Below are 19,824 nucleotides of genomic sequence, written 5' to 3'. Positions count from 1 at the left end.
ACTATTACTAAATTAATTATGAATCAGAAAAGAACACTGTCGACCAAAAGAACGGTGTATTCCCGAAATTATGGCCTTGCCATCCTCTTTCTTTTGCTAATCGGCTGGGGAAATTCAACGGCTGTTGCCCAGCGCATCAGTCTGAATTACAAACAAGCCCGGCTATCGCAAGTCTTAAATGACATAAAAAACCAAAGTGGCTATGATTTCTTTTATCAAGAATCCTTGCTGAAACCCGATCAACGCATCAGCATTACGGTACAGAATGTGACCTTGCAGATGGCCATGGATCAACTCCTCAAAGGTCAGAACCTCCGCTATTCCATCGACAAGAGAACCATTGTCATCACGGCCGCAAACACACGGGGCGGGCAAGAAAAAATACAGATTCGAGGCCGCATCCGAGATCCGCAAGGACAAATCATCTCCGGCATTACCATTCGCGAAAAGGGGAATGCCAAAAATGCTGTGGCCAACGATCAGGATGGCAGCTTCACCATATTCGTCAGCGACCCCAACAGCAGCCTTGAATTTAGTTGCTTAGGGTTTGAACAGCATACCGTAGCCTTGAAAGCAAGAACCTGGCTCGACATACAGCTGCGTCCTGTAGAAAACCAACTCGATGATGTGGTTGTTACAGGCTATCAAAATCTGGAACGCCGCAGCTTAACCGGCTCCATTGCTTCGGTAGATATGAAGCAATTGGAGAACATTTATCAGCCAAATATCGACAAACTCCTGCAGGGGCAAGTACCGGGGCTAACAGTCATCAGCACTTCGGGTGCACCGGGCTCTATGCCTCAAATTCGTATTCGGGGAACAGCGACTCTGAGTGGGAATGTACAGCCGCTGTGGGTTGTCGATGGCATTATTCTCGACGATGCCGTCAATGTATCCGTGGATGACATCATGACCAACCGAAACCTGATTGCATCGGGTATTGGTGGTGTCAATGTGGAGGATATCGAAAGCATCAATGTCTTAAAAGATGCTGCCGCAACGGCCATCTATGGTACACGTGCTGCCAATGGTGTTATCGTCATCACCTCGAAAAAAGGACGTGCCGGCCGCACCAGAATTAATTTCACTAGCAATGCCACAACCGGCCTGCGACCAAGAATTGAGGATGCCTATATGATGAACTCCAAGGAACGGATTGATGTGAACTTGGAAATGATTCGCCGTGGCGTGTTCAATGCCACCAGTCCTTTGGTGGGCGAATACCAAACCGTATCCGATTTTGAACGCTACTTCATCGACTTGATGGACAAGAAAATGAACTGGGAGGAATTCTCCACCAAAATAAACGAACTAGAGACCGTCAATACCGACTGGTTTCAGCACCTCTTCCGCACCTCCTTTTCCAACCGACAGAACCTTAGTATTTCCGGCGGAACAGAAAAAACCACCTTTTATGCTTCCGGCAGTTATCTTAACGATCAAGCAACAGCCAAAGGCGTCAATCAAAAAACCTATACGGGCTCCCTCAAGGTCTTTACCAAGTTGTATGAAAATCTGCGCTTAGGTGCCATGGTCGATCTAAATGCTCGTGATAACCACAGCTTCTTTGCTGTGGACTCCAAAGAAAACCCTTTCGAATTTTCAATTTATACCACTCGCGCTCAGCCCGCTGTTACTGCTGATGGCAGTTACAGTTATTTTTATTTAAACTCCCTACCCTACAACTTCCTTGAAAACAGAGATAAGGGCTGGCGCGATTCGCGCAACTTTGGCATGCGCGGAAGCATCGACCTGGAATACAAAATCTTAAAAGACCTTACCTTCAACAGTCTATTCTCCTATGCGAAACAGAATACCACCGATGAAGATATTGCGGTAGACGACAGCTATTTCGTGCGTATCCGCAAGCGTGATAATCGCGAATACAGAAACGGAGAATTATTCTATGTCTGGAAAGATGGCGGCTACCGAAAGGATCGTAGCAGTTATAATGGTTCCATCACCTTCCGAAACCAGCTGACGTACAATCCCTTTTTCAACAACCTTCATTATTTGAATATCCTCTTCGGACAGGAAGTTCGCAAATCAAGAACGAGCGACATCGCCCATGAACTTTATGGCTATTCCCATGATCGCGGCCATCAGCAGATCCCCCAATTTGATTATATCAAACGGATGGGGCAACCCTATTGGCGCGAGCAACTAAACGACGGAGCGAACCTCTCCTATTTCGGAGCGGTAAATTACACCTTCGATAACCGCTATACCCTCAGCTTCAATATGCGTACGGATGGCTCTAACCGCTTTGGTTTAAAAACCAACCAGCTTTTTCAACCCCTATGGGCCTTAGGCGCAAACTATCAACTGAAGGAAGAACGCTTCCTTCGCGATGTAAATTGGGTGTCCTACCTCACCTTGAAGGGTTCCTACGGTAGCCAGGGAAATGTAGCCTCGCAAGCCTATTCCGATCTAGTGGCCAGTATCGGCCTTGTCGATCCGGTAAACCCGACCAATTTCGTCCGCATTATAGCTCCTAAAAATCCAAACTTAAAATGGGAACAAACCTATACAGCCAACGCCGCATTGGAAGCCGGTTTTTTTAAGCGCCGCCTGATGTTCAATGTGGAATGGTATCATAAAAAAGCCATCGATCTATTAGGCAGTCGGCAGGCATCGCAGGTATCCGGTTTCGACCAGATTCAGGTCAATTGGGCATCGATGCTGAACCGCGGTTGGGAGTTTTCTTTCAACAGCATCAATATAGATAACCCCACCTTCCGCTGGTCAACCAATATAAACTTTGGCTTTAACCGCAACAGGGTTCTTGATGTTTACACCAAACCGACGGTCGAGAGCATGACCAACCCACGGCGCTCCAATTATGCCGCAACAGCCATTGTCGGTATGCCTATCGATGGGCTTTGGTCCTACCGCTTTGCCGGTCTTAACGAACAAGGCCGGGCCAGCTTCTATACGGCCAAGGAAGGTGAGAAAGTGCTTTATGGCATGAATAACATTGAAGGATTAACCTATTCCGGAGTCACCAACCCTACCTCACAGGTCGGTTTTACCAATACGGTTTCCTATAAAGGGCTAACCTTCTCGGCCATGTTCTTGGGTAGCTTCGGAAATGTTATGCGCCTGCGCAACATGTCAACCGGCAGTTACCTGCGTTTTCCCGACCCGACGCAAAACCTATCCAAAGAATGGGTACATCGTTGGAAACAACCCGGCGATGAAGCACATACCAACATCCCGGTGCTGGAAGAAGGACCCGACAGCCAATTGTCTGCCTTAGCACCCCATAATGGAGCCATGTTTGACAATGCCGATCTACGTACTGTTAAGGCTGATTTCATCCGCTTCCAAAACCTGTCTATCAGCTACGACTATTTTACACCCAAACTACGCAGCTTCGGCATTCAAAATATCCGACTTTCCCTGCAAGGCAATAACTTACATGTTTGGAAAGATAAAGCCCTAAAAGGGCAAGATCCCGAAGCACAGGGCTCTTCCCGCTTGGCCTATTCCAATGCCCAATCGGCAAACATCAACTTCGGAAACACGTTCTTACCGGTTCCGCAGTCCTATTCGCTTTCTTTTATGATTCAACTCTAATGCAATGGTTATGAAAACCTCTATAAAAACTTTTATCCTCTTAAGCATCCTGCTTTTATCAGGCTGCAAGCATATCCTGGACATAAAGCCCATTCATAGCATGATTCCAAAATCGTTGGAAGATTTTGAAGCCGTACTCTTGGGTGGTTATCCACGCAATAACTTCTTTATTAAAACGGAAATGCTTACCGACAATGTCTATATCAACTTCAATGCCGATGGGCAACCAAGTCAGGAGCAAGAGCGCTGGTTCACCTTCTCCAGTATGCTCACCGCTCCTGGCTTTCAAAAAGACCCCGATTGGGGGCAATTGTATGAAAGTATATATTATGCCAATACCGTGTTGGATTACCTTCAGGGAATGAAGGTAGAAACAAGCGAAACAGACCTCTATGAGCAGGTGCGCGGGGAAGCCCTGGCCCTACGCGCTTTTTGCTATTTCTATCTGATTAATTTCTATGCCGACGTATATACGCCTGAAAATTTAACGCTCCCCGGTGTACCGATGCCTTTAACGGCAACCGACATCAATACCAATGCCGGCAATAACGTTAGAACCCCTATTGGAGAGGTATGGAACCAAATTATTCAAGATATCGAACAAGCCACTGTTTTACTTAGCGGTAAACGCATTACCGACCGTTATCGATTTTCCAGCAATACACTACTGTTGTTTCGAGCCAGGGTAGACCTCATGATGGGCCGTTACGAGTCTGCGAGCACGTATGCCTTACAAGTCATGGGGAACTACCCCTTGGCCGATCTCTCCGAACTGGAAGCACGGATGACCAGGAACGAAGGGATTAAAAGTACCTTAGCCTATAATTACGGATTCGTAGATTCCCAGATGAACCGGGAGATTCTGTTCTTTACCGGAGGCCGAGCCAATGGAAATATGTTTGCTTATGAAACCGCTGTCATGAAGCCTGTGGAAGAATTGTTGAACCTGAGCAAACGATACGGCGAACTAACCGATTACCGACAATTTATTTATGACCCTTTTGAAGAGAACCAAACCATTGCCATTAAAACGGGGAAAACTGTGTATAAAATGTATGCCCGGCAAGATTTACTCTGTTATTATGTAGGGTTTAAAGCCTCGGAGGCCTACCTGATTTATGCAGAATCACAAGCTCGCTTAGGACAGGTAGCTCCGGCAATCCAAACCCTAAATCAAATTTTAACCAGTCGGATGCGCAAAGATCACCTGGTGCAATTAAAGGCAGAAGATTTCAATGCCGATCAAGCCCTGAACCGCGTATTGGAAGAGCGCAGACTGGAGCTGGCCTTTGATGGAGGCCTCCGCTTTATGGATCTGCGGCGACTGGGAAAACCTAAAATTGAACACACCTATAAAGATGCGCGTGTTTATACCTTAGCAGAAAACGACCCGCGTTATTTGATGCAAATACCCTTATCGGAATCTGAAAACAGTCCTGATATGCCTTTAAACCCAAGATAACATGAAAACCTATCTATACCTTTATGGGCTATTTGCCCTCCTCTTGCTCGGCATGATGAGCTGCAGCAAAACCGAACATATAAGTCCTACGGAAGACCTCAAGTTCCAAGAATTATTTGAACCGGCGGCAGACGCCCACCCTCGAGAAAAATACCTCTTCGAAAAATACCATATCTGGATTCGCATGGATTTTAAAGATTCTCGGGAAGTGTACAATTCTTACTTGGGGCAGGACGTCAATAATTCGCGTTTTCCTCCCGCAAAAGTGGATGATGATAAGCGAAGCAGCGCCTATAATTACATGGACTCCTTGTTAGCCAACTTATCCCCTGCTTTCATCCAAGAATTAATGCCCAATGAGATTTTCTTTGTGAAATCTTATGGACATCCCCTCTGGGGCTATCAGTTCAATATTATTAGCCGAACCCGACTGGCCTTTGTTTGGCCAAATGCAACTTACAATGCCCTGCCGCAGATTGATGAAACCAACCATTATTACCGCGATACGGTATTAACGCGCGAAGTATGGCGACAACTGGCCGATATTATTGGGCAAAGGCTGCCCGAGGAAATCCCGGGGTTTGAACAAATCGGCAAACCATACGATGCTGGGACGGCATTCAATAAAATCAGGGATCAGTATTTTATCGATTACGACCTCAATAAAAGAAATCAGGATTGGCAAAAGCTTGCCGACCAAGGTGGTTACCTCGACCCCTATTCCTCGGTTTCCTTTAAAGCCGAGTATGCGGCCTTTCTGAAATTAATACTCTTGGAGTCTGCCGAGAATATTCAAAAAAACTATATCCGCGGCAACAAAATGAAACAGCAGAAGTATGAGCTCTTTTTAAAATACTATCAAGATCGGTATAAATGGGATGTGCAAGCCAGTGGAAATCGTTTCCGCTCGCGTATCGCCACAAACCCTTAAGCAAGCGTTTATCCTTTGCAACAATTTTATAACGAATAAGAACCACGCCACTAATTTTAATAATATCTTAATATAAAATAGGTAACTTCGATGAAATGATTTAACACATGAATCGAAGTTACCTATACCTATTTACCTCTTTTATCCTTGTTTTTTTAAGTGCGAACAAGGCTGCTGCACAAGCCAGCGATTCCTTACAGATTGTTCAAGCCAACTGGACCCAGAAAACCATAGCCAAGGGCGTGGTTTGGAAACAAGCACACTTTAGCAACCTTTTTGCCAGCGAACAAGAGATCAATTTCATTGAAATAGACCTTAAAAAGCATCGCAAAAACATCCGTTTAGCCGCAGATGCCAAGCAATTAAAAACTACGTCCACATTTGCCTTGGAAAACAACGCCTTGGTGGCTGTCAATGGTGGTTTTTTTGACACTAAAAATGGTGGAGCCGTTGACTTTATCAAGGTTGACAACCAGGTTATCAACCCTACGCGCAAACCCTCTGACCGTGCTAATGCCGTATTCAGCATTAGCAAAAAAGATATCCGCATTGAAGCGGCCAATCCGGCCAACACCGAAGAAGGGACGGCCAGTTCCATTTTACTTTCTGGTCCACTCTTAGTGCAGCATGCAGAACGTGCCAGCCTTTCTAAAAATCCATTTAATAATAACCGTCACCCCCGCAGTGCCGTCGGCCTTAGTAAGAAAAAACTCATCTTTTTGGTCGTAGATGGTCGAAACAGCAAAGCCCATGGTATGAATTTAAACGAGCTTGCCTCCCTGATGAAATGGCTCGGAACCAACAGCGCCATGAACTTAGATGGTGGTGGCAGCTCTACCTTATATGCCAAGGATGCAACGCCCAATGGTGTCATCAATTACCCTTGCGACAACAAACTTTTCGACCATGAAGGCCAACGCGATGTGGCCAATATTATTTATCTAAAAAAATAAGCTTAAAATACCATGAAAAAAACTATTTTGCTAGTTGCCATGACTATGTTATTCCATGTAGGATTATTTGCCCAATCGGCAATTATTGCCCATCGCGGTGCCTGGAAAAATACGCATACCCCACAAAATTCTATTGCCTCCTTAAAAGCGGCCATCGATCAGAAAACATGGGGCTCTGAATTCGATGTGCATTTAACCAAAGATGACGTATTGGTGGTTAACCACGATCATGATTTCTATGGTTTGGAAGTAGAAGAACTCACCTACCAAGAACTGCTAGCCAAAACTCACCCGAATGGAGAGCGTATTCCTACGGCTGAAGAATACCTGAAAGAAGGTATTAAACAACGTAAAACAAAACTGATCTACGAATTAAAAACAAGCCGAGTAAGCAAAGAACGCACCTTAAAAGCAGTAGAACTGTCGTTGGCTTTAGTAAAAAAACTTAAGGCCCAGAAAAAAGTAGAGTTTATTGCCTTTGATTATGATGCGTGTTTAAAGTTTCGTGAATTAGACAGAAAGGTAAAAATCCATTACCTGAATGGCGATAAAACCCCGGCACAACTGAAAGAAGCCAAATTGACTGGTTTAGACTACCACCTAAATGTGTTCAAAAAGAACCCTACCTGGATAAAAGAAGCCAAAGCCCTCAAACTAAAAACGAACGTTTGGACCGTAAATAAAGTGGAAGACATGAACTCCTTTATTCAAGAAAAGGTAGACTTTATTACCACCGATGAACCTGAACTATTAAAAGAAACCCTTAATAAATAGGATGAAAAAATTCTTTAGTGCCTTTCTATGCCTGTTATTTACAGGCATAGCCCTTGGGCAACATTTCAATGTAGCCAGCTTTAATATTCGTCTGCGTGCGAAAGTGGACGGTGAAAACATGTGGGATCTTCGCAAGCACGCGGTAAGCGATCAAATCCGTTTCCATGAATTTGACATCTTTGGTGTACAGGAAGCCTTCAAAGAACAATTGGACGACCTAGCAACGGATCTGCCCGAGTATGCACATATTGGTGTGGGTCGCGATGACGGCGCCGAGAAAGGTGAATATTCCGCAATATTATACCGTATCGACCGTTTCAAGTTGCTCAAGCAGGGTACTTTCTGGCTGTCAGGCACCGACACGGAAAAACCAAATAAAGGATGGGATGCCGCTTTACCACGCATTTGTACCTGGGGTATTTTCCAAGACAAACGTAACGGTAAGAAGTTCATTATGATGAATACGCATTTTGACCATGTCGGCGTACAAGCACGGGTAGAAAGTGCGAAATTAATGATGGCCAAAGCACGTGAAATGGCCAAAGGATTGCCCCTTATTATTACGGGCGACTTCAATGTGGATGAACATAACCCTGCCTATTTTACCCTAGCAAACAGTGAAATAGTAAAAGATGTGTACAACCTGGCAAAAATAAAGTACGAGCCAAACTCTACTTTTAATGCTTGGGGAAAAGACATCAAGCCTAAAGGCCGTATCGATCATATCTTTGTTTCTAAGCCTTTTACTGTCCGTAAATACGGTGTGCTGACGGATACCTACATGGGGAAATATACGTCGGACCACTTCCCGGTTATGGCGGAATTAAACTGGAAGTAAGATTATCCCCCTTTTTCGAGGTACCTTCAAGAAGAAGCCGTACTTTTGGAAAAAAAACTATGAGAACGAAAATCAACATATGCATGGCCTCTGCGGCTCTTTTATTAATGAGTTGCGATAGCTTAAATAGCGGTGGTTTCACTTTGCCACCACAAGGTACGGGTACAACTGGAACCGGAACGACAGGGAAACCTGCGGGAAGCACCGGTACTATTACCCAAGCGGAAGCAAACCTTGGTGTAAAACAAGCCTTAAGCAATGGATTGAATGAAAGTATTCGGGTATTATCTTTAAAAGATGGTTTCTTAGGCGATGCTGCCGTGAAGATTTTAATGCCAGAGGAGGCGCGTAAAGTAGAATCGGCCTTACGTTCTGTGGGCTTGGGCAGCTTATGCGATAATTTTATAATGAGTATGAACCGGGCGGCGGAATCTGCTGTAAAGGAAGCCTCTTCTGTGTTCATAGGTTCCCTATCCCGCATGACGGTTAATGATGCCTTCAATATCTTATTGAGTGGACAACAGGATGCGGCGACCCAATTTTTCAAACGCAGCACTTCAGCAGAATTAGCAACGCGATTTAGCCCGATTATCCAATCGGCCATGGGTAAAAACAATGTAAATACCTATTGGAATCAATTGACAACGGCTTATAATAAACTCCCGTTAGCTAATAAGATTGAAACCGATTTAACGGCCTATGTTACCCAAAGAGCCATCAGTGGCTTATTTGTGAAAGTAGCCGATCAAGAATTAAAAATTCGTAAAAACTTAGGTGGCTCCCGCGATTCAAATATTTTAAATAAAGTATTTGGTTGGGCCGACCAACAAAAATAACCAACAACAGGAAACAATCACGTCACAAAATGATTTTGAAGCTCCTAAACAACTGCATTCGCCGCGGAAATTTGTAGCTTTGCCCTTATGGAAATTAATGAAATCAAAGATTTTCAGGTCGCTGAAAATTTCACCAAATACGTACAGATCGACACGCAATCCGATGTCAATTCGCCTACTGTCCCTTCTACGGAAAAGCAAAAAAACCTGAGCCGTGTGCTTGTGGAAGAACTTTTAGCTTTAGGGATTAGCGATGCCCATTTAGATGAGAAAGGCTATGTATATGCCACAATCCCATCCAATAGCACAAAGAAAGTACCTGTTATCTGCTTTTGCTCACACGTTGATACCTCTCCAGATTCCTCAGGAACCGATGTAAAACCCCTTATCCATAAAAATTACCAAGGGCAAGACTTGGTTTTACCAGATGACCAAGAAGTGGTTATCCGTTTCGCGGAGCACCCGGACTTGAAGGAACAAATTGGCAATGACATCGTTACGGCAAGCGGCAAAACCCTCTTAGGTGCTGACGATAAGGCTGGTGTTGCGGAAATTATGGACGCTGCACGCTTATTGATGAAGCATCCCGAAATTAAACATGGCGATATTAAAATCCTATTCACACCAGATGAAGAAATTGGACGCGGTGTAGATCATGTAGATTTGAAAAAACTTGGCGCTGATTATGGCTATACCATGGATGGCGAAAAAGCAGGAACCTTAGAAGACGAAACATTCTCTGCCGATGGCGTTCAGCTTAAAATTGATGGTATTTCCATCCATCCGGGCTATGCCAAAGGAAAAATGATCAATGCCTTAAAAATTGCCGCTGATATTATCGAAAACCTACCGAAAAATCGCCTTTCCCCGGAAACAACATCAGGAAAAGAAGGCTTTGTGCACCCCACAAGTATATCGGGTAGTGTAGAAGAGGCGCAGGTAAACTTTATTATCCGCGATCACGATAGCCAAAAATTAGCCAGTCATGAGGCTGAATTGGAAGCGATTGTTAAAAAGGTGATCGCCAATTACGCTGGTGCGAAATACAGCTTTAAAGTAAGCGAACAATACCGCAACATGAAAGAAGTATTAGATCAGCACCCACGTGTGGTTGATATTGCCATGATGGGGATTGAGCGTGCCGGTATGAAAGCCATTAAACGCAGTATTCGTGGAGGTACCGACGGTTCCAGATTATCCTTTATGGGATTACCATGTCCTAATATTTTCGCAGGGGGGCATGCCTTCCACGGAAAACAAGAATGGGTATCCGTACAAGATATGCAGAAAGCGGTATTGACTATTCTTCATATCGCCGCCCTTTGGGAAGAAGTAGCTTAAGCTTGCTCGCCCTGCTACAAAACACGATGTTTAAAACCAGAAAAAGATAAACAAATGCAACAGAACGAAATATTAAAAGCTATTCAAACCCGCAGATCGGTATTCCAGGCATCTTTTACCCAGGAAGAAGTGAGCCGGGAAGATTTATTAACGATTTTAGAAGCCGCCAATGCCGCACCAACACACAAACGCACACAACCCTGGCGTTTTGTAATCTTCCGCCAGGAAGGTTTATTACGCTTAGGTGATGAGCTGGCAAGAATCTATAAATCTGTGACACCTGCAGAAAAATACACTGAGCAAACTGAACAGAACATGGCCAAAAAAGCAACCATGTCTAACGCAGCCATTGCTATCGTGGTAAACTATACAGGTGATGTTCCGGAATGGGAAGAGCTATGCGCCACAGCCTGCGCTGTAGAAAATATGTGGTTAGCCGCGCATTCTATTGGTTTAGGTGGCTATTGGGCTTCTCCAGGATTAATAAACCATATCGGCCCTTTCCTCAATTTGGAACCAAATCAAAAATGTATCGGCTTCTTTTATGTAGGCCACCATCAATCGGAAGAACGTGAACCTGTGCGCAGTTCCATTGAAGAGAAAATTAGATGGGAAGAATAATCCCAACGAAATACAATAGAAATGCCGGATAGTATCATGCTGATCCGGCATTTTTTTTATGCATTGGACGGGTTGCTGTGGTTTTTAACTAAATATTCTTTAATTCCCTATTGATAAAGGCTTCCAATTTTGATTTATCAGGCAACTGTAATTGGTATTTGCTTACAAAAATATCCAAATCACTATCGGCAATAGCATATTCCACCATGGCCTTATTTTGATTGGTTACCAACAAAATTCCGACAGGAGGATTATCATTTGTTTCCTGAATATTTTTCTTATAATAGTTGAGGTAGGACTTGAGTTGACCGATATGTTCGTGTTTGGCTGTTTCGGTTTTTAAATCAATCAGGACGTGACATTTCAAAATACGATGGTAGAAGACCAAATCAACAAAATAATACTCATCGCCAAACAGTAAGTGTTTTTGACGTGCTTCAAAACAAAACCCATTGCCTAATTCTGTAATAAACTGTTGCAGATGACGAATAAGTGCTTGCTCCAATTCACTTTCTTCAATTAAATGGGCTTGCCCAATATTCAAAAATTCAAAGAAATAATGTGACTTGATCAAGTCTGTAGTCTGTTGCGGATTTATCTTTTTCATCACTTCCTCCATAGAGTCTCTGTGGTTTTCTGACAATCCAACTCTTTCGTAGGTGAGGGTATCAATCTGCCTTTTCAGTTCTTTTACCGTAGGCTGAGTTTTCAAAATGATTAGTTCATAAAAACGTCTTTTGCTGGGATCCTCTATTTTAATAAGCTCGGTAAAATGGGTATATGATACAGACTGAAAAACACTTGATATAAACTCTGTATCTACTTCATTATTAGCGCTTTGGAATTCTTGGGTTGGCAACCCAAGAATTTGATTTGAGTTATTTTCAAGCATAACATCTTCAAGAAAATCGACAGGGAGCATCGTTTTGAATTTTTGGGTTATCAACCCAAGAATTTCAGGATAGGCATAATAAAATTGACGGCAACGGGATAATTCAGGCGCTGATAGTCCTTTAATCCGGATGTTTTTAGATAAATTTTCTAATAACTTGGATCCATATTCTGCCCTATCACTTCCGTTTTGTTCAAATTCCACGATATAAAATCCCGTAAGCCAGTTCCTAAGCGTGATATGTATGTTTATGGCTTTTACAGCATTCTGCTGCAAGAATTCGTTTGTCTGCTGAATGCGGAAAGCTAACTTTTTAAAATTCATTTGCTGGGCTTTATCCTATACGTATTTAAACATCTCTTTGATGCATAAAACATCTGATGCATGATGATTTTCAAATAACACAAGTTAATCATCATAAACTAAAACAGTATTAAATAAACATGAAGTTAATACCAAGGTTTGCTCAGGCCCCTTCTACTTCCCTTTCACTCCCCTTTCACACACGTATCAAACCCTTTCCGAAAGGGATTTGAAAAAGGTTAACAAGGGAATAACAAAAAGCTTACGATGTAAGAACCTAAAACATGCTCCAGCGGATTTACTCTGTCGTATGCCCACAATAAAAGGAGTGAAAATTCCTCGTTTTGCACTCCTTCCAATATATATTAACAAGAGGGATTATCTAGCTTCAGCCTAGGCTTTATTTCTGTTTGGCCTCCATTTGAATCTGTAATTTTCCATGCGTCCCTTCCCAGCGGATATTTTCTTGGATAAAGCGGCTTACCAAAGCCAACATTTCCGGATTAGTTGTTTCCAATACCACAATATCTTTGGCCATCCCCTGCTGCACATCAAAACTGATGGTCAGTAGGCCATTACCCGGAAGCTCACTTAATACAACATTGAGCTCTTCATTAAAGCTATGCCATCCGGCATTTGGTTTCGCATCGGCACCATTAAGTACCTGTACATCCAATCGATACTCCTCTTCCATCAATAAGACCTCGGTGGTCTTCTCTTGCTGCTTATGTTGTAAATGACGGAAGAAGATTAAAGAACAAGCAACCAAAAACAAAACGGCAGCAGCAGTGGCAATCGTCAAGCGTTGCCAATTGTAAAAACGCGAGGTTTTCTCCGCTTCCTTGCTCTGTAATCGCTTCGCCAGGCGTTGTTGCAACAAACTAAGCTGCTGCACGTCTACTCCTTGTTGCAATTTATAGCCATCGATGGCATCCTGCAAAAAGGGATCGTTCAGGGCCTCCTTCTCCATCTCATACATCTCCTCCTTACTCATGAGCCCCATGACGTAATTATGAATTCTCGATAGTTGGTAATTATTTTCCATTACTTCTTCTCCATACAAATTTTAAGATTGCGTCGGCCATTCTGGATATAGCTTTTCACTTTAGAGAGCTCAAAGCCCGTGATATCGACGATATCTTTATAACAACGTTGTTCTAAATAGAACAACCGTATACATTGTTCCTGTTCCTGTGCTAATTCGGCAATACAGGTTTCCAATTTATCGAAATCCTGCTCCTGCCAGCGCTGTTCCTCCTGATTATTGAGGCGTTGCTCACTTTCATACAAGTGATCTTCGATATCGACGTTGGTCACCTGCTTGGCTTTTCGCAATTGCATTAAGCAATAATTCCGGGTATAGATGTATAACCAGCTTTTAAAATTATCGACCTCATGCACCCGCAATTTGCCAATCAGCTCATCAAAAATCTGCATCACTGCATCTTGACATTGCTCGGCCTCTTGAAGGTATTTATAACATACCCCATACAATAAAGACATATATGGCGCATAGAGCTTCCCTAAGGTATCTAAGTCTCCCGTTTGTCGATAATGTGTGAGCAGCTCTTTTTCGTTCATAGTGATTAACCTTCTATAAGAAGATGCTTGAAGATAAGGAATTCCATAAATAGATTGGAGATATGTGTTCAGAATTGGGAGCGCGAAGGCGAAAAGCACTGCGGCACGCTTTGTTATGCTAGCCAGCGTGGAAGCAAAACGAAGCGTGCCGCAATATCATTGGAAAATCGACTATCGATGTAAAGGACGAATTTGACTTTCTAAGCATTAAAAAGCGCCATTGCAATCAGCAAGGTTACAATAATATTGAATGTTTGGGCGATGATAAATGCATACAATGGTTTCTTGTTATCTTGTTTAAAGAGATCTTTGAAGTTTGTTTCTAAACCAATCGAGGTAAACGCAAGAGCAAACCAAAGGCCCTGAATACTTTTAAGGCTATCTTTAATGAGGGCATTTGTTTCGGCGGGTACCACAAATGAAAACATCAATGATACGAATACAAAGCCGACTACGAATTTCGGGAACCGCTCCCATATTAGTTTTAAGGTTGGTTTATCTTTTTTGGTTTCATCATCTACCGATTTAGAATAGGTCCAGTAGATACTGATAAAGAATGCGGCGATACCAAGCAATACATTTTGCGAGAACTTAACAATGGTACTGATTTTTAAGGCTTCCTCGCCCACCAAAGAGCCGGAAGCTACCACCGCCCCGGTGGTATCAATACTACCACCTAGCCAAGCACCTGTTACCTCTTGCGACAATTGCATCCACTCCGCAAGATACGGCATAAAAATCATCATGGGAATTGCGGTAATCAACACCAAGGAGATGACGTAAGATAGCTTTTTATTATCGCCTTGAATAGCACCAGAGGTGGCTATGGCTGCTGAAACGCCACAAATAGATACTGCAGAAGACAACATTAAGGACATTTCCTTATCTATTTTTAATTTGCGACATACCCAATACGAGAAATACCAAACAGATACCACGACCAATAGCGCCTGAATTAAACCTAAGGAGCCGGCTTTTAAAATATCGCCGAAAATAACCGTCGTACCTAAGAGCACCAAGCCTATTTTCACATACAATTCCGTGCTTAAGGCATCCTTAAACCATTGCGGTAGCTTAAAAAAGTTACTGATGATTAAGCCAATGGCTAAGGAGAAAATAACGGCCTCTAGGTTGTATTCTTTAACTGTTTCATTACCTGCCAATACCAGGGCCAGCACCGTTAATAACATAACGATGGGGAATACAATTAATAGGGATTTTAAGTTTTTACGTAGTAATAATGCGCCTACAATAGCGGTGCTATAAACTAGGCCAAATTGTGCGGCAATGGCACCTAAGTTAGCTGTGCTAAACACATTACTCATTAAATCGCCGGAACTGCTCCAGCTAAAACTTGGTTTTGGAATGATAACACCGGACAAGGCTAAGATAATTATAGCAAGCCCTAAAATAACAACGACCCAATCTTCGGATATAGCAAATGGTTTACTTGACATGTGGTTTATAAAGACTATTTTACCAATTGATTTATTGCGTCGTGAAGATATGGAAAATTAAACGTAAAGCCGTTTTTCAGCGTAACATTTGTCGTTACAGGGGCTGTTTGCAGCAATAAGCCCGGATCGAGGCCTTTGAGAAAAGCACCTACTTTAGCGACGAATGCGGGCTGCGGCAAACCAATCGGCATGCCTATTCCTTTCCGTAAAATACGCATAAAATCTTTGTTCTGTTCCGGGTTGGGGCTGCAGGCATGGTAAATTCCTTCGGGGTTTTCCTGTTCGGCAATCCACAAGATCAGGCGGATAAAATCATCTTCATGGATCCAGGGCATATATTGTTTGCCAGACCCCATCCTTCCTGCGAGTCCAAATTTTGCCAAAGGTTTCAGCTCGGCAAACATGCCGGAGTTTTTGGATAATATTGGGCTCATGCGTACAATAACCTTCTTCGTTTTTGGGGTTTCTGCAGACAGGCAGGCCGCTTCCCAGGCTTTCGACAATTCAGCTAAAAAATCATCGCCATAATCGCTACTCGATTCATCTTGCATGCTGGCTGCGCCGTTAAAAATGGAAACCCCGGAGAAGTTAATCCACATCTTTGGTGGGTTCTGTAAGTTCTGCAAGGCGCGGCCTAGGGTTTGTGTTGGCAGAATACGGGAATCGTAGAGTAGTTTTTTATTTTTCGGGGTAAAGCGTTTATTGATGGATTCTCCGGAGAGGTTAATCAGCAGGTCTGCATCTTCCAAAGCTTCGCACCATTCCCCTAAGTTTTCGCCATCCCACAGGGCAAAGTCAAGCCCCGGATGATGTTTCATCATTTTCTTACGGGTAAGCACAATGATTTCTTTGTCCTTACGGTTAAAAGCCGGAATCAATAACTTTCCTAAATTACCGGTACCCCCGGCCAACACGATTTTTGCCATTATAAAGAAACTTTAATATGAAAATGATCTTCCAAGGCTATGCGTGCGGCATGGTATCCACACATGCCATGCACCCCACCGCCAGGAGGGGTCGCCGAGGAAGATAGGTAAATAGATCTGTTTGATGTTCGATAGGGAGTCAAGGAGAAGCTCGGCCGCGTATAGAGCTGTGTTAAATCCATGATACCCCCATTAATATCGCCGCCTACATAATTGGGGTTGTAGGCTTCCAACTCATGGGTATTGAAACGATGTCGTGCTAAAATACAATCGCGAAAGCCCGGTGCAAAGCGTTCAATTTGCGCTTCGATGGCTGCAGTACAATCTTGGGTTGAGCCCAAAGGCACATGGCAATAGGCCCAGGCCGTATGCTGTCCTTTTGGCGCCCGACTCGGGTCGAATTGGCTTTGCTGCGATAGCAGCACAAAGGGCTGCTCGGCATGCTTACCTTGACTCACCAAGGCCTCAGCACGAGCAATTTCGGCCATTTCCCCACCAATATGTAGGGTTGCGGCCTGCTGGGCATAGCTGTTTTGAAAAGGGATGGGTGCCGAGAGTGCCCAATCGAGCTTAAAGATGCCTACTCCTTGTCGGTAGGCTTCCAGCTGTCGCCGATAGCCAGGCCGTAAATCTAAGCCATCTATAGCAAGCACCTGTTTTGGCGTCATATTGAGCATGAGTACCTGATGATCGGGCAGTTGTTTTCGATCGGTGAAAGGTGTATTTAAGAGAATCTCCCCACCTAAGGATTGGTAGTAGGCTGCTAGTGCATTGGCGACCGATTGCGAGCCTCCCTGTGCCAAGGGCCAACCGAACCGGTGGCCTACCGACCCTAACACCAAGCCAATGGCTGCTGTAGTTAAAGAACTCAAAGGCAACATGCCATGACCACAAAGACCGGCCCATAGGGCCTTGGCTTCGCGTGTTTGAAAACGACTGGCAATTTGCGTGCCTGATTGCAGGCCCTTGCTGCCGAACTGTGCCATTAACAAGGGGTGCCTCGGCATGCGTAAGGGGCCAAGGATATCATGCGCTAGCTTTGGCCATTGCTGTACAAAGGGTGCAAAGAGATCGGTATAAGCCTGACTATCCTTTCCTAAAGCTGCGGCTGTGCTCTCCATGCTCCGATCTAGAAAAGCGGCTTCTTTAACGGAAAGGGGATGCGCCAGCTCGTAAGGAGCATAGGTATAGGATAAACCATAGTCTTGCAGCGGCAAGCGCGAGAAATATGGGGACGCCAAGGCCATGGGATGTATAGCAGCGCATACATCGTGCGTAAATCCGGGAAGGGTTAAAGATTTGCTGCGCATGCCTCCGCCTACGCTATCTGCAGCTTCTAGCAACAGGGTTTTAAGTCCTTGTGATTGCATAAGGATAGCTGCAGCAAATCCATTTGGCCCCGACCCGACAATAATTGCATCGTACCTATCCAATATGACCTTGTTTGGTTTCTCCTAATTTACGGAATTGTATCTATACAAAAAAAAGCCCCGAAAATCGGGGCTCTTTCCATAATCAACCTTAATACTAGAAACAGTATTTATTTTCTTCGATGAGCTTCTTGGCAATACGCTGGCGAGCATCCTTTACATTGAAAGGTTGCGCCTTGGTAAAGCGACGTAAGCCTACTAACATCATGTTTAATTCATCACCTTCGGCAAAGCTACTTAAAGCTTCCTTACCGGCAACATTTACCTTGTCTATGGCACCATATAGGTATACTTTTGCCATATCTGCCGCATAATCGGCTTTTTCACCCGGCTGGGTATGCATTAATTTTTCTGCACGTAGAATAACAGACTCGGCAACATATACATAACCAATGATATCGGCAATGTTCATTAAGATTTCCTGTTCTTTCGATAAGGACATCATTAATTTTTGAACCGCAGCACCGGCAATCATGAGGCCTGCTTTTTTCAGGTTGGCCAAGATTTTCTTCTCGGCAGCGAAGGCTGAATTATCCTCCTCGCCAAAGTCAGGAATAGACATCAATTCATTGGCTACTGCAGTGGCAGGGCCCATTAAGTCTAACTCCCCTTTCATGGCACGTTTCAATAACATATCCACCACCAATAAGCGGTTTACCTCGTTGGTACCTTCGAAAATACGGTTGATGCGGGAATCGCGGTAAGCACGTTCCATTGGTGCTTCGGCAGAATAGCCCATACCACCGTAGATCTGCACGCCCTCGTCTACCACATAATCCAACATCTCGGAACACCATACTTTGATAATGGCACATTCAATAGCGAACTGCTCTACCGATTTTAGTTTCGCTTTGGCTTCGTCCATACCGCCAGCGATTAGGGCATCGTACGCATCGTCAATATTTTGACCTGCACGGTATGCTGCAGATTCATTCGCAAATAAACGGATTGCCGACTCGGCTAACTTATAACGGATAGCCCCGAATTTTGAAATCGGCAAATTGAATTGTACGCGCTCGTTGGCATAGTTAATGGCTGTAGATAACACTGCACGTGCCGAACCAATGGTTGCAGCGCCTAATTTGATACGGCCAATGTTCAAGATGTTCACGGCGATTTTAAAGCCGTTTTCACGCTCGGAAAGCATGTTCTCTACAGGCACCGGGCAGTCGTTAAAGAAGATCTGACGGGTTGAAGATCCTTTAATACCTAATTTATGCTCTTCCGGGTTCATGCTAATTCCGCCGAAATCTTTCTCCACAATAAAAGCTGTAAGGTTCTTATCGTCATCGATTTTGGCAAATACAATGAATACATCAGCGAAACCACCGTTAGTGATCCACATTTTCTGACCATTGATCAGGTAATGCGTTCCTTCCGGATTTAACTTCGCCGAAGTACGGCCGGAATTGGCATCCGATCCAGAGTTGGGCTCGGTCAAACAATAAGCGGCTTTCCACTCTCCTGTTGCCAATTTAGGAATATACTTAGCTTTTTGCTCTGCATTTCCATAATATAGAATTGGTAATGTACCGATACCAGTATGTGCAGATAAGGCTACGGCAAAGGAGAATCCTCCACCCACGGCATCCGCTACCAACATGGACGTATTGAAGTTCTTTCCAAAACCTCCGTACTCTTCCGGAATCGATACGCCTAGCATGCCTAGCTCGCCCGATTTATCCATCAGGCTTTGCATCAAGCCTTCTTCTTGGGCATCGATGCGATCTAATTTATTAAGCACCTCGGCGTCTAGGAAGTCCACACATGTTTGACGAATCATTTGTGCTTCTTCATCAAATTCTTCGGGAATAAATATATCGGTATAAGGAGTTTCGCGAATGACAAACTCTCCTCCTTTGATTGCTTTGTTTTTTACTTCTTCAGACATTGTCGTATT

Annotated in this window: 16 protein-coding genes; 9 read left to right on the top strand and 7 right to left on the bottom strand. The window is 43.9% G+C overall.

Annotation, left to right across the window (positions count from 1 at the left end; genetic code table 11):
* Positions 1 to 18: 18 nt before the first annotated feature.
* The 9 genes from GQF63_RS13725 to GQF63_RS13685 all read left to right on the top strand — a co-directional run bounded on the left by GQF63_RS13725 (position 19) and on the right by GQF63_RS13685 (position 11,335).
* Entirely contained in the window at positions 19 to 3,579 is a 3,561-nt protein-coding gene (locus tag GQF63_RS13725) for a SusC/RagA family TonB-linked outer membrane protein (protein WP_160369810.1), read from the top strand.
* 10 nt (positions 3,580 to 3,589) lie between these two features.
* Complete coding sequence (locus GQF63_RS13720; protein WP_160369809.1) at positions 3,590 to 5,041, top strand: RagB/SusD family nutrient uptake outer membrane protein; 1,452 nt, start codon at positions 3,590 to 3,592, stop codon at positions 5,039 to 5,041.
* 1 nt (position 5,042) lies between these two features.
* Positions 5,043 to 5,972, top strand: a complete 930-nt coding sequence (locus GQF63_RS13715; RefSeq protein ID WP_160369808.1) for a hypothetical protein — start codon at positions 5,043 to 5,045, stop codon at positions 5,970 to 5,972.
* Between the two features lie 107 nt (positions 5,973 to 6,079).
* Positions 6,080 to 6,925, top strand: a complete 846-nt coding sequence (locus tag GQF63_RS13710; RefSeq protein ID WP_160369807.1) for a phosphodiester glycosidase family protein — start codon at positions 6,080 to 6,082, stop codon at positions 6,923 to 6,925.
* Positions 6,926 to 6,937: 12 nt separating this feature from the next.
* Positions 6,938 to 7,699, top strand: coding sequence for a glycerophosphodiester phosphodiesterase (locus tag GQF63_RS13705; protein ID WP_160369806.1), 762 nt, complete (start codon positions 6,938 to 6,940; stop codon positions 7,697 to 7,699).
* A 1-nt stretch (position 7,700) separates the two neighbouring features.
* Positions 7,701 to 8,537, top strand: a complete 837-nt coding sequence (locus GQF63_RS13700) for an endonuclease/exonuclease/phosphatase family protein (protein WP_160369805.1) — start codon at positions 7,701 to 7,703, stop codon at positions 8,535 to 8,537.
* A 59-nt stretch (positions 8,538 to 8,596) separates the two neighbouring features.
* Positions 8,597 to 9,373: a DUF4197 domain-containing protein gene (locus tag GQF63_RS13695; RefSeq protein WP_160369804.1), complete on the top strand. Its 777-nt coding sequence runs from the start codon at positions 8,597 to 8,599 to the stop codon at positions 9,371 to 9,373.
* 87 nt (positions 9,374 to 9,460) lie between these two features.
* Positions 9,461 to 10,714 (top strand): peptidase T, encoded by a 1,254-nt coding sequence (gene pepT / locus GQF63_RS13690; RefSeq protein ID WP_160369803.1) that lies wholly within the window; start codon positions 9,461 to 9,463, stop codon positions 10,712 to 10,714.
* A gap of 54 nt (positions 10,715 to 10,768) precedes the next feature.
* Positions 10,769 to 11,335, top strand: a complete 567-nt coding sequence (locus GQF63_RS13685) for a nitroreductase family protein (RefSeq protein WP_160369802.1) — start codon at positions 10,769 to 10,771, stop codon at positions 11,333 to 11,335.
* A gap of 88 nt (positions 11,336 to 11,423) precedes the next feature.
* On the opposite strand, the gene GQF63_RS13680 is transcribed toward GQF63_RS13685, so the two are convergent.
* The 7 genes from GQF63_RS13680 to GQF63_RS13650 all read right to left on the bottom strand — a co-directional run bounded on the left by GQF63_RS13680 (position 11,424) and on the right by GQF63_RS13650 (position 19,815).
* Entirely contained in the window at positions 11,424 to 12,551 is a 1,128-nt protein-coding gene (locus tag GQF63_RS13680; protein ID WP_160369801.1) for a PDDEXK nuclease domain-containing protein, read from the bottom strand.
* Between the two features lie 379 nt (positions 12,552 to 12,930).
* Positions 12,931 to 13,575: a hypothetical protein gene (locus GQF63_RS13675; RefSeq protein ID WP_160369800.1), complete on the bottom strand. Its 645-nt coding sequence runs from the start codon at positions 13,573 to 13,575 to the stop codon at positions 12,931 to 12,933.
* On the bottom strand, positions 13,575 to 14,111 hold the full coding sequence (locus GQF63_RS13670; protein WP_160369799.1) for an RNA polymerase sigma factor: 537 nt from the start codon (positions 14,109 to 14,111) through the stop codon (positions 13,575 to 13,577). The genes GQF63_RS13675 and GQF63_RS13670 overlap by 1 nt, the downstream gene beginning before the upstream one ends.
* Before the next feature lie 200 nt (positions 14,112 to 14,311).
* A complete protein-coding gene (locus tag GQF63_RS13665; RefSeq protein ID WP_160369798.1) occupies positions 14,312 to 15,568 on the bottom strand; it encodes a YeiH family protein in 1,257 nt (418 codons plus the stop codon).
* A 14-nt stretch (positions 15,569 to 15,582) separates the two neighbouring features.
* Positions 15,583 to 16,494, bottom strand: coding sequence for a TIGR01777 family oxidoreductase (locus GQF63_RS13660; protein ID WP_160369797.1), 912 nt, complete (start codon positions 16,492 to 16,494; stop codon positions 15,583 to 15,585).
* On the bottom strand, positions 16,494 to 17,927 hold the full coding sequence (locus tag GQF63_RS13655) for a phytoene desaturase family protein (RefSeq protein ID WP_212592584.1): 1,434 nt from the start codon (positions 17,925 to 17,927) through the stop codon (positions 16,494 to 16,496). Before GQF63_RS13655 ends, GQF63_RS13660 begins: the two co-directional genes overlap by 1 nt.
* A 94-nt stretch (positions 17,928 to 18,021) precedes the next feature.
* A complete protein-coding gene (locus GQF63_RS13650) occupies positions 18,022 to 19,815 on the bottom strand; it encodes an acyl-CoA dehydrogenase family protein (protein ID WP_160369796.1) in 1,794 nt (597 codons plus the stop codon).
* Positions 19,816 to 19,824 lie beyond the last annotated feature (9 nt).

The organism is Sphingobacterium humi, assembly GCF_009768885.1.
Classification (GTDB): Bacteria; Bacteroidota; Bacteroidia; order Sphingobacteriales; family Sphingobacteriaceae; genus Sphingobacterium; species Sphingobacterium humi.
The sequence above is the reverse complement of the archived record's forward strand: the minus strand, read 5'-3'. Positions and strand labels throughout refer to the sequence as shown.

Excerpts from the sequence above, each read along its gene's own strand:
- GQF63_RS13725 (WP_160369810.1), top strand. The coding sequence starts at position 19 with ATGAATCAGAAAAGAACACTGTCGACCAAAAGAACGGTGTATTCCCGA.
- GQF63_RS13720 (WP_160369809.1), top strand. The coding sequence starts at position 3,590 with ATGAAAACCTCTATAAAAACTTTTATCCTCTTAAGCATCCTGCTTTTA.
- GQF63_RS13715 (WP_160369808.1), top strand. The coding sequence starts at position 5,043 with ATGAAAACCTATCTATACCTTTATGGGCTATTTGCCCTCCTCTTGCTC.
- GQF63_RS13710 (WP_160369807.1), top strand. The coding sequence starts at position 6,080 with ATGAATCGAAGTTACCTATACCTATTTACCTCTTTTATCCTTGTTTTT.
- GQF63_RS13705 (WP_160369806.1), top strand. The coding sequence starts at position 6,938 with ATGAAAAAAACTATTTTGCTAGTTGCCATGACTATGTTATTCCATGTA.
- GQF63_RS13700 (WP_160369805.1), top strand. The coding sequence starts at position 7,701 with ATGAAAAAATTCTTTAGTGCCTTTCTATGCCTGTTATTTACAGGCATA.
- GQF63_RS13695 (WP_160369804.1), top strand. The coding sequence starts at position 8,597 with ATGAGAACGAAAATCAACATATGCATGGCCTCTGCGGCTCTTTTATTA.
- pepT (WP_160369803.1), top strand. The coding sequence starts at position 9,461 with ATGGAAATTAATGAAATCAAAGATTTTCAGGTCGCTGAAAATTTCACC.
- GQF63_RS13685 (WP_160369802.1), top strand. The coding sequence starts at position 10,769 with ATGCAACAGAACGAAATATTAAAAGCTATTCAAACCCGCAGATCGGTA.
- GQF63_RS13680 (WP_160369801.1), bottom strand. The coding sequence starts at position 12,551 with ATGAATTTTAAAAAGTTAGCTTTCCGCATTCAGCAGACAAACGAATTC.
- GQF63_RS13675 (WP_160369800.1), bottom strand. The coding sequence starts at position 13,575 with ATGGAAAATAATTACCAACTATCGAGAATTCATAATTACGTCATGGGG.
- GQF63_RS13670 (WP_160369799.1), bottom strand. The coding sequence starts at position 14,111 with ATGAACGAAAAAGAGCTGCTCACACATTATCGACAAACGGGAGACTTA.
- GQF63_RS13665 (WP_160369798.1), bottom strand. The coding sequence starts at position 15,568 with ATGTCAAGTAAACCATTTGCTATATCCGAAGATTGGGTCGTTGTTATT.
- GQF63_RS13660 (WP_160369797.1), bottom strand. The coding sequence starts at position 16,494 with ATGGCAAAAATCGTGTTGGCCGGGGGTACCGGTAATTTAGGAAAGTTA.
- GQF63_RS13650 (WP_160369796.1), bottom strand. The coding sequence starts at position 19,815 with ATGTCTGAAGAAGTAAAAAACAAAGCAATCAAAGGAGGAGAGTTTGTC.